Source organism: Nostoc cf. edaphicum LEGE 07299 (genome assembly GCF_015207245.1).
GTDB lineage: Bacteria > Cyanobacteriota > Cyanobacteriia > Cyanobacteriales > Nostocaceae > Nostoc > Nostoc edaphicum_B.
In genome coordinates this window covers 1-7,411 of the sequence record NZ_JADEXF010000147.1, presented here as the reverse complement: position 1 = coordinate 7,411, position 7,411 = coordinate 1, and the positions used below count along the sequence as shown (strand labels likewise).

The following is a 7,411-nucleotide window of genomic DNA, read 5'->3' as shown; positions in this document are numbered from 1 at the left end:
AGTCAGAAGTCAGAATTTAAAGGTATTTAGTAAATTAGTAAATTGATTTATCAAATATTTCTGCTTATTCTTTAATCATTCTGGCTCCTGGATTCTGACGGATGTATTCTTACTTAGTTACAATACTTGTGGGCAAAAATATTAGCTTAAAACTTGATGAGCCAGGGTTGCAAATTTGAGGAGATGATATGTCCAAATAATTTTGATTGAGGTTATTTGGAAAATAATATTTACCTATGGGGTTGACTCTATAGCCGGCTAGAGGATTCAGAATGAATGAGTAGAAAAAATTTTTGGTAGACATCATGACAAAACGTCAAATTGAGATTTTTACAGCTGACTGTCCTCTTTGTGATGAGACAGTGCAAATGGTGCAAGAACTGACTTGTCCTGACTGTGAAGTATCGGTTTATAACTTGCGACAAGAACAGGAGAAAGCCCAGCAGTATGGAATAAATGCAGTACCAGCGATCGCAATCAATGGAAAACTGGTTGTGACTGGTAAACCCAGTCGAGAGCAACTCCAAGCTGCTGGTGTAGGCCAGCCCCTGAGTTAAAATAGTTGAAACAGAAGGTAAATAAGCTCCAAGACCTTCAATTTGCAAAAAACTAAGTTATCGCGGGGTGGGCGTTTCGCCCGCCCTAATTATGCAACTGAAAGGCACATCAGATGATAAACCTAAATCTGTTTTATGAATGGTTTTGATGCTTCTAAAAAGGCAGATATTTTGATACTATGAATAATCAGAACTACATAACATTTCCTATGTTCCAAGAGAGAATTATTAAATGTTTATTGTTACCTTACTACTGGACTTCCACTACACCACGAAACATGTTCATTCCACAGGTAAATTGATATTGACCTGGTTTAGGAGGTGTAAATTCAATGGGAGTGACATGGTTAAGAGCTAAATCTTGAGCAATATGAAAATCAGGTAGTAAAACTTTCTCTAAACAGCTACTGGGGTCGCGGCGAAAGAAATTTAGCCGTACAGGTTGACCAGATTTTACAATGACACGATCAGGTTCATAGCCTCCGTCTACATTAATAGTTAGCTCCTGTATCCCTTGACCCAGATTAGCTTTGATAGCTTTGTTTTTACTGAATAAAAACCACCACAGTTCCAATCCAATTAATCCTAAACCGCCCAAAGTAACACCGACTTTTAATGGTAGTGGTTGCTCAATGCGGCGAAATTGACTGGTTTGTTCTGATGAATGTTTTGGCATTTCGGTTGACATTTGTGCTGTTGCTACATTTGATGCTGTACCAAATAGAAGTCCTAGCCCAGCAATGCTCCCCAAAATCTTACTTTTATTGAACATTTGCTAAATTCCTCCATAATTATTAGATACTTTTGGGGTGAAAGTTACGCAAGCGTAAGGCATTCGTAACAACAGAAACAGAACTAAAAGCCATCGCCCCACCCGCAATAATCGGGTTGAGTAGCCAACCAAAGATCGGAAACAAAACTCCAGCAGCAATGGGAATTCCAGCAACGTTGTAAATAAAGGCAAAGAAGAGATTTTGGCGGATATTGCGAATAGTGGCACGGCTCAATTGAATTGCGGTAACAATACCTTGCAAGTCTCCAGAGATCAGGGTGATATCGCTGGCAGCGATCGCCACATCTGTTCCTGTACCAATTGCAATCCCCACGTTGGCTTGAGCCAGTGCTGGCGCATCATTGATGCCATCACCCACCATTGCGACAATTTTCCCCTCTGCTTGCAATGCCTGTATTTGAGACGCTTTTTGGTCGGGTCTAACTTCTGCAAATACTCGTGTGATCCCAACTTCACTGGCGATCGCTTCTGCCGTTTTGCGATTATCTCCCGTTAGCATAACTACCTCTAAATCTAACTTTTGTAGCGTTCTCACAACTGCTACTGAAGAGGGTTTGAGTGCATCAGCAATTCCCATCAAACCTTGAATTTGCCCATCCACAGCAATTAAAATAGCTGTCTTACCAGCAGCTTCCAAAGAAGCTTTACGCTCTTGGAGATTGTGGGTGTCGATATTTAATTCTTCCATCCAACGTTGAGTACCAATTTGTACTAAGTGGTCTGAAACAATGCCTTGGACACCACTCCCAGCGATCGCTTCAAATTGTTTAGCCTCTGTCAGTTCCACTTGCTGAGATTGGGCATACCTAACCACGGCTTCAGCTAATGGATGTTCTGAATTTCGTTCTACAGACGCTGCCAATTGCAAAAGTTTTAACTCGTTACTATTAGCTGTGCCGTTGACAGTTACAAAGTCTGTAACCGTCGGTTTCCCTTGAGTCAAAGTGCCAGTTTTATCTAGGACGATGGTTTGAATTTTGTGTGCTAGTTCTAAGCTGTCAGCACCTTTAATCAAGATGCCATTTTCTGCACCTTTGCCCGTCCCCACCATTACAGAAGTGGGAGTAGCTAAACCCAAAGCACAAGGACAAGCGATAATCAGTACACCCACCGTTGTCATTGTGGCTAGAGTGAGGTTGCCAGTGAAATTAAACCAAATGACGAAAGTGGCGATCGCAACGGCAATTACAGCTGGTACAAACCATCCTGTAACTCGATCTGCCAAGCGCTGAATAGGTGCTTTAGAACCTTGGGCTTGTTGCACTAGTTTGACAATTTGAGCCAAAAATGTATCATTTCCGATTCGTGTCACCCGAAACTGAAATGCACCCGCACCGTTAATCGTGGCCCCAATCACCTCATCTCCTGGCTGCTTTTTAACTGGCAAACTTTCACCAGTCACCATCGCTTCATCTACTGTCGAAGCACCTGCAATCACTTCGCCATCTAGGGGAATCTTTTCACCAGGACGCACTAAAATCACATCGTTGATTTTGACTTCGGCGATGGGAACATCAATTTCCACACCATCACGGATAACTCTGGCATCTCTAGCTTGCAGTCCGATGAGTTTGCGGATAGCTTCAGAAGTTTGTCCCCTAGCGCGATTTTCCAATAACCGCCCTAGCAAAATTAAGGTGATGACAATGGCGGCAACTTCATAATAAATATGAGGTATCAAGCCTTGAGCAATAAAAAATTTCGGGAAAAGGGTGACAAACAAAGAATATAGATACGCTGCACTTGTACCCAAAGCAATCAGCGTGTCCATAGTTGCCGTATGGCGTTTGAGAGATTTCCAGCCATTGCGGTAAAAAGATCCACCACACCAGAACACGACAGGGGTTGTCAGCACTAACTGCACCCAAGAATTTTGCAAGAAACTGGGAATTAAAGGTAAGTTCAGCCCAGTCATCATCGGCAACGACCCCAAAAGTAGGAAAATGCTGATTACACCTCCCACCGCTACCTTGAGGGAGAGTTGGCGTTGTAATGCTTGCCTACTCGCTTTCTCTGCATCATCTTCTTCGGAGAGCAATTCTTCCTGGAGTGAGTAGGAAGAGTATCCCGCAGCAGCGATCGCACCTTGGATTTTCTCTAAATTGGCTAGAGAGCGATCGTACTTGATCGTAGCTTGCTCTGCTCCAAAGTTAACGTTGCAGTCAATTACTCCAGAAACAGAGCGAATTGCCTTTTCGATGTTGTTGGCGCAAGCGGCACAACTCATGCCTCGAAGTTTGAGTGTGAGAGTATCCATAACTAGATGAACCGCTGTGATTGGTGTGAGAGGAGCGTGAAGAAGGCAGGAGGGAGTGTTTCGACTCCTGCCTTTCTTGCTAAAAATTAAGCAACTGGATAACCCGCAGCAGCTAACGCTTCCTTAATTGCTGTTTCTGATGCTTGAGTTTCTACGCTGACAAGCTTGGTTGTTGGATCGGCCTGAACGTTAGCATTGGCATCGACTGCCTGAAGTGTTTTGGTAATGGTGCTTGCACAAGCAGAACAAGCCATGTTGGGAACTGTGAGTTGGAGAGTCATAGATTTACGGGATAAATGAACAACTTAGCCAGATCGAGCTGGATGACTGAGACGTATCCCTCACACATCAGAAATAACTGGAAAGAGAGTCGCCTTGAATTCATCCTAGACTCTCTAGCCGGCTGGAGAGTCTAGAGATTTTTAAAAGTTTTTCGCTAAATTTCAAATTTCTTTACAACTTTGGTTTGGGGCAGGGCTGTTTCATTCCCTAAATGCCATGAAAAATCAAGGGTTCTAGCGATTCAATATTGATTATTTTCTTACCAACGTGCTGATAAAATGAAAAATTCTACTGTTATTTAAGTGCTTAAAAGTTCATCTCATTGTCTAATGTGCAGCTTCACAGAGAATTGGTATTAGTTGTTGACAGTTGAGAAATCTCACTGGAGTTGCTTGAATTTATTATTTGCCGATAGCAATAACTCTTGAGCTTTTAAATAAACAGTTGTACCTTTTTCTACCTTTTCTAATTGGTTAATAATACTGTGTAACTGACTAATTACACGATTACGATCCAAATTTTTGGGGTCAGTGGGAATTGAAGCCATTAAGCTTTCTATTTCTCGTTGTGCTGTTGCCAAAGCCTGTACAGAATCTGCCTCAGCTTGACGTCTTACTTTGACTTGACCCAAATTAGTCTCATAAGTTGCTAATAACTTTTGTGCTTCTGCATAACCTACCAAATCTTCAGAAGAAATCTGTTTTAACCGATTAATCGCTTCTGACCATAAATTTTCTATTTGTTCCCATTCGGTAACTGTGTGTGGTGGATTTTGACCAGCTTTTGCAGCTTGCCAAGAAAATTGTTGCGCTGCGGTAATTAAAGTACTGACGCGTTCATTTCCCGCCGCTAATCCCACAACTTCTTTAAAATCACGTTTGTAGGCATCTAGTTGATTTTGAGCAGTTTTTCCGGCTAAGGTTTGTCCGGGAATCTCTTCTAACTTATCCAATGCTGAACGCCAAGCTGCGATCGCCGACTTTTTATCGGTTACTGTTGTAGCAATTTGATACTGCTGTTTTGCGTTCAATAATGCTTGACTATTATCAGTGAGCAAGGTTTGAGCGTTTTTTTCCTGAAAAACCTTGGCTTCTAGTTGCCCTACTTGACGACGCGCTGCATTCAGACCGTAAACGCTGAACCGCCAGTCATACCACCAATATTTGTATTCCGGCCAATCGTTAACTAACCCAATTGGCAAGTTATCCAAATGTGTTTTTGTCTGTTGCAGTTGCTGTTCACCCAATGCTAAATCTGCTGCACTAGTGGGTTTTTCAATCAAGTATTCAGCTTGCTCAATTGATGCCAACGCCTGTCGATAGTGCTGTTCCATGCTCATGTAACTGGGTAGTAGTAAAAAAGGCGCTTTTTGCACCACACTTCGGCGAATTATTGGGTAAGGCAGATTCGCCAGCCAAACCATACCTACGGGAATACCGATAAGTATTGCTATCCATATCAACTTAGTACCTATACCTTTGTTGGCTTTGCTAGGTCTTTTTTGATGGGATATACTGCTAACCTGCCCCTGTGCTGCTATTTCCTGTTCTAATTCAGCTAGAGTTTTTGGTTGTGATGGTTTTGCTGGTTGCTTCAGCCCTGTAGGTTGTTGGCTGATTACAGATGGATTTATCCCAGAAACATTTTGAGAGTTATTACGGGAAAATTTTTTAGTAATTTTGTGTAAAAAGGTCATATATAGATTCAGTACTTAGTTTAGTATTCCCCAACTAAGCTCGAAATAAAAACAATGCGTGGCTTTTTACAAAAGCTCCAAGGGTGCGATCGCTATTTTATAGTATTTTTTTACCCTAAAAAAGGGGTATCCACAGGTCATATTGATGTGCAGGTTAAGGCAGAGATGGTGACGTTGTGGCGCGATTGAGTCTGGTGCTGACGTTTATGCTAAATAAAAAGCCCCTGGTCAACGCCAGGGGTATCCATCTTTATTCCCTCATTTAGAATGGCATCTGTGAAGCTATAGTAAATCCGTATTAATGCAATAAACGCATAGCAACGATGATTATTTTGCAATCAGCTAGATAGAAAGTTACTCAGTGGCATAGATGAGAGCGATATCTACGATGGGCTATACCTACGCTTTTTCCAATCTCCATTCAAAACAGGGGATTGTGTTCATTATCCCAACACTTGCGATCGCTCCAATTTCTGCCAGTATCTTCGCATTCAGATGAATTATCTATCCAAGGGATTGATGTAGAGTGGTACGAGTTTTCAATGGAAGCGAATAAGCTAGCACTGAATAAGGATAAAATTATTAATGTACAAATTGGTAGAGTGATTAAATATCCAGTGAGCAGTACAATGTTGCTATGAGTCAAAATAAATGTACCTATTTTCTTGTTTTTTTGACGACTTTTTAAGCTGGTTTTTGAATTCGAGAAATGCATAATGCAACCCTATTAATACCAGTTTATATAACAATCACATTTGATTTTGAAAAGCCAAGCGAACTGAGAGCAAGCCAATCGGGTTTTGCTCAATAGTCTATTTAGCAAAAATCAAATATAAGTCTTATATAAGTATGGATTTTTACGTAAGAACATTATTCAAGCTATACACTCTGATGTCAAAGGTACAAGTGACGACTTCTTAGAACCTTTAATTTTTGGGCGCAAAAAAATATTTTCCATGAAAATACATTGAAGTTTTGGCACTCGCTTTTGTGTAAATACTGACAAAATTAAGTTACCTAAATTATTGCGCTCGGCTTCTGATAAAGTATAAATTTTGGTTCTTGCCGCAACCTTTGAGCATGGAAACCATGATTTCAAGATATTCTTAATCGGCAAAATTACCCGATTGGAACACACATGACTTGCAGAAAGCTTTTCCAGCGATGAAGGGATTTCCGGTTCGCAATCTCAAGTCTGTGCAGACATTTGCCAAAGCTTATCCAAACGAGAAATTTGTGCAACCGTAAAGAAGATAAACTCAGCGGCAGACACAAAGAAACGGAGAGAGTATTTAATAACTTCCCCGTATCCCTGCGTCTTCAATAAACAACTACCACCAAACTCGATTTCCATTTTCGTCAACTCGTGCTTCCCGAATTACGTCGGAAATTTCTTCAGCATCTTTAACGTGGTGGAGTGCCTTCTTTTCACCGTCAGGTTCATCCACAACGAAGTAAGTCGGGACTGTGATTGTGTCGCCTGTAATATCTGGTACATGATCAACAGCTGCCTGTTTAGCCTTCTCTTCAACTGATTGAGGCTTATCAGAAATTTTATCTCCTGGATTCGCGGTTAGGTTTCTTTCGTTCACGTCTGGCTTTTCACGAGAATCCCGATCTTCGCTTACTGGTTGATTAATTTGATTTTCTTGATTTTTATCACTCATGGCGCTTTCAGTTATTAAAATATGGAACTCGACTAACAACAGCTTAAAAAATCAAGGGTATAAAGAGTTCTTTCTCTGGAGAGAGTTTGAGAATATATTTAGAAGAGATTTTGTGAGGAACATATCTTAGGTTATAGCCTAGCTATGAGGTTTATAAAT

8 protein-coding genes are annotated in these 7,411 nt (G+C 41.1%); 3 read left to right on the top strand and 5 right to left on the bottom strand.

Annotated features, from left to right (window positions below):
* Positions 1-305: 305 nt before the first annotated feature.
* Positions 306-557 carry a thioredoxin family protein gene (locus IQ229_RS06420; protein WP_162398296.1) on the top strand — a complete coding sequence of 84 codons (252 nt, stop codon included), beginning with the start codon at positions 306-308 and terminating at the stop codon, positions 555-557.
* Positions 558-807: 250 nt separating this feature from the next.
* Here IQ229_RS06420 and IQ229_RS06415 read toward each other — a convergent pair whose 3' ends face one another.
* The 4 genes from IQ229_RS06415 to IQ229_RS06400 all read right to left on the bottom strand — a co-directional run bounded on the left by IQ229_RS06415 (position 808) and on the right by IQ229_RS06400 (position 5,585).
* Positions 808-1,329: a cupredoxin domain-containing protein gene (locus IQ229_RS06415; protein ID WP_162398295.1), complete on the bottom strand. Its 522-nt coding sequence runs from the start codon at positions 1,327-1,329 to the stop codon at positions 808-810.
* A 22-nt stretch (positions 1,330-1,351) separates the two neighbouring features.
* Complete coding sequence (locus IQ229_RS06410) at positions 1,352-3,607, bottom strand: heavy metal translocating P-type ATPase (RefSeq protein WP_194042275.1); 2,256 nt, start codon at positions 3,605-3,607, stop codon at positions 1,352-1,354.
* An 86-nt stretch (positions 3,608-3,693) separates the two neighbouring features.
* Positions 3,694-3,888 carry a heavy-metal-associated domain-containing protein gene (locus tag IQ229_RS06405; protein ID WP_194042273.1) on the bottom strand — a complete coding sequence of 65 codons (195 nt, stop codon included), beginning with the start codon at positions 3,886-3,888 and terminating at the stop codon, positions 3,694-3,696.
* 380 nt (positions 3,889-4,268) lie between these two features.
* The gene (locus IQ229_RS06400; protein WP_194042271.1) at positions 4,269-5,585 is read right to left on the bottom strand and encodes a hypothetical protein; all 1,317 of its coding nucleotides are present in this window, start codon (positions 5,583-5,585) and stop codon (positions 4,269-4,271) included.
* A 54-nt stretch (positions 5,586-5,639) separates the two neighbouring features.
* Between IQ229_RS06400 and IQ229_RS24435 the strand changes: the two genes are divergently transcribed.
* The gene (locus IQ229_RS24435) at positions 5,640-5,774 is read left to right on the top strand and encodes a hypothetical protein (RefSeq protein WP_265582952.1); all 135 of its coding nucleotides are present in this window, start codon (positions 5,640-5,642) and stop codon (positions 5,772-5,774) included.
* 245 nt (positions 5,775-6,019) lie between these two features.
* Positions 6,020-6,226, top strand: coding sequence for a hypothetical protein (locus IQ229_RS06395; RefSeq protein WP_194042269.1), 207 nt, complete (start codon positions 6,020-6,022; stop codon positions 6,224-6,226).
* Positions 6,227-6,916: 690 nt separating this feature from the next.
* Here the strand turns inward: IQ229_RS06395 and IQ229_RS06385 are convergent.
* Positions 6,917-7,252 carry a hypothetical protein gene (locus IQ229_RS06385; protein WP_194042267.1) on the bottom strand — a complete coding sequence of 112 codons (336 nt, stop codon included), beginning with the start codon at positions 7,250-7,252 and terminating at the stop codon, positions 6,917-6,919.
* Positions 7,253-7,411 lie beyond the last annotated feature (159 nt).

What these genes read in the sequence shown, in the direction of transcription:
- IQ229_RS06410 (WP_194042275.1), bottom strand. Translation starts at nt 3,607, where the DNA reads ATGGATACTCTCACACTCAAACTTCGAGGCATGAGTTGTGCCGCTTGC.
- IQ229_RS06385 (WP_194042267.1), bottom strand. Translation starts at nt 7,252, where the DNA reads ATGAGTGATAAAAATCAAGAAAATCAAATTAATCAACCAGTAAGCGAA.
- IQ229_RS06400 (WP_194042271.1), bottom strand. Translation starts at nt 5,585, where the DNA reads ATGACCTTTTTACACAAAATTACTAAAAAATTTTCCCGTAATAACTCT.
- IQ229_RS24435 (WP_265582952.1), top strand. Translation starts at nt 5,640, where the DNA reads ATGCGTGGCTTTTTACAAAAGCTCCAAGGGTGCGATCGCTATTTTATA.
- IQ229_RS06405 (WP_194042273.1), bottom strand. Translation starts at nt 3,888, where the DNA reads ATGACTCTCCAACTCACAGTTCCCAACATGGCTTGTTCTGCTTGTGCA.
- IQ229_RS06415 (WP_162398295.1), bottom strand. Translation starts at nt 1,329, where the DNA reads ATGTTCAATAAAAGTAAGATTTTGGGGAGCATTGCTGGGCTAGGACTT.
- IQ229_RS06420 (WP_162398296.1), top strand. Translation starts at nt 306, where the DNA reads ATGACAAAACGTCAAATTGAGATTTTTACAGCTGACTGTCCTCTTTGT.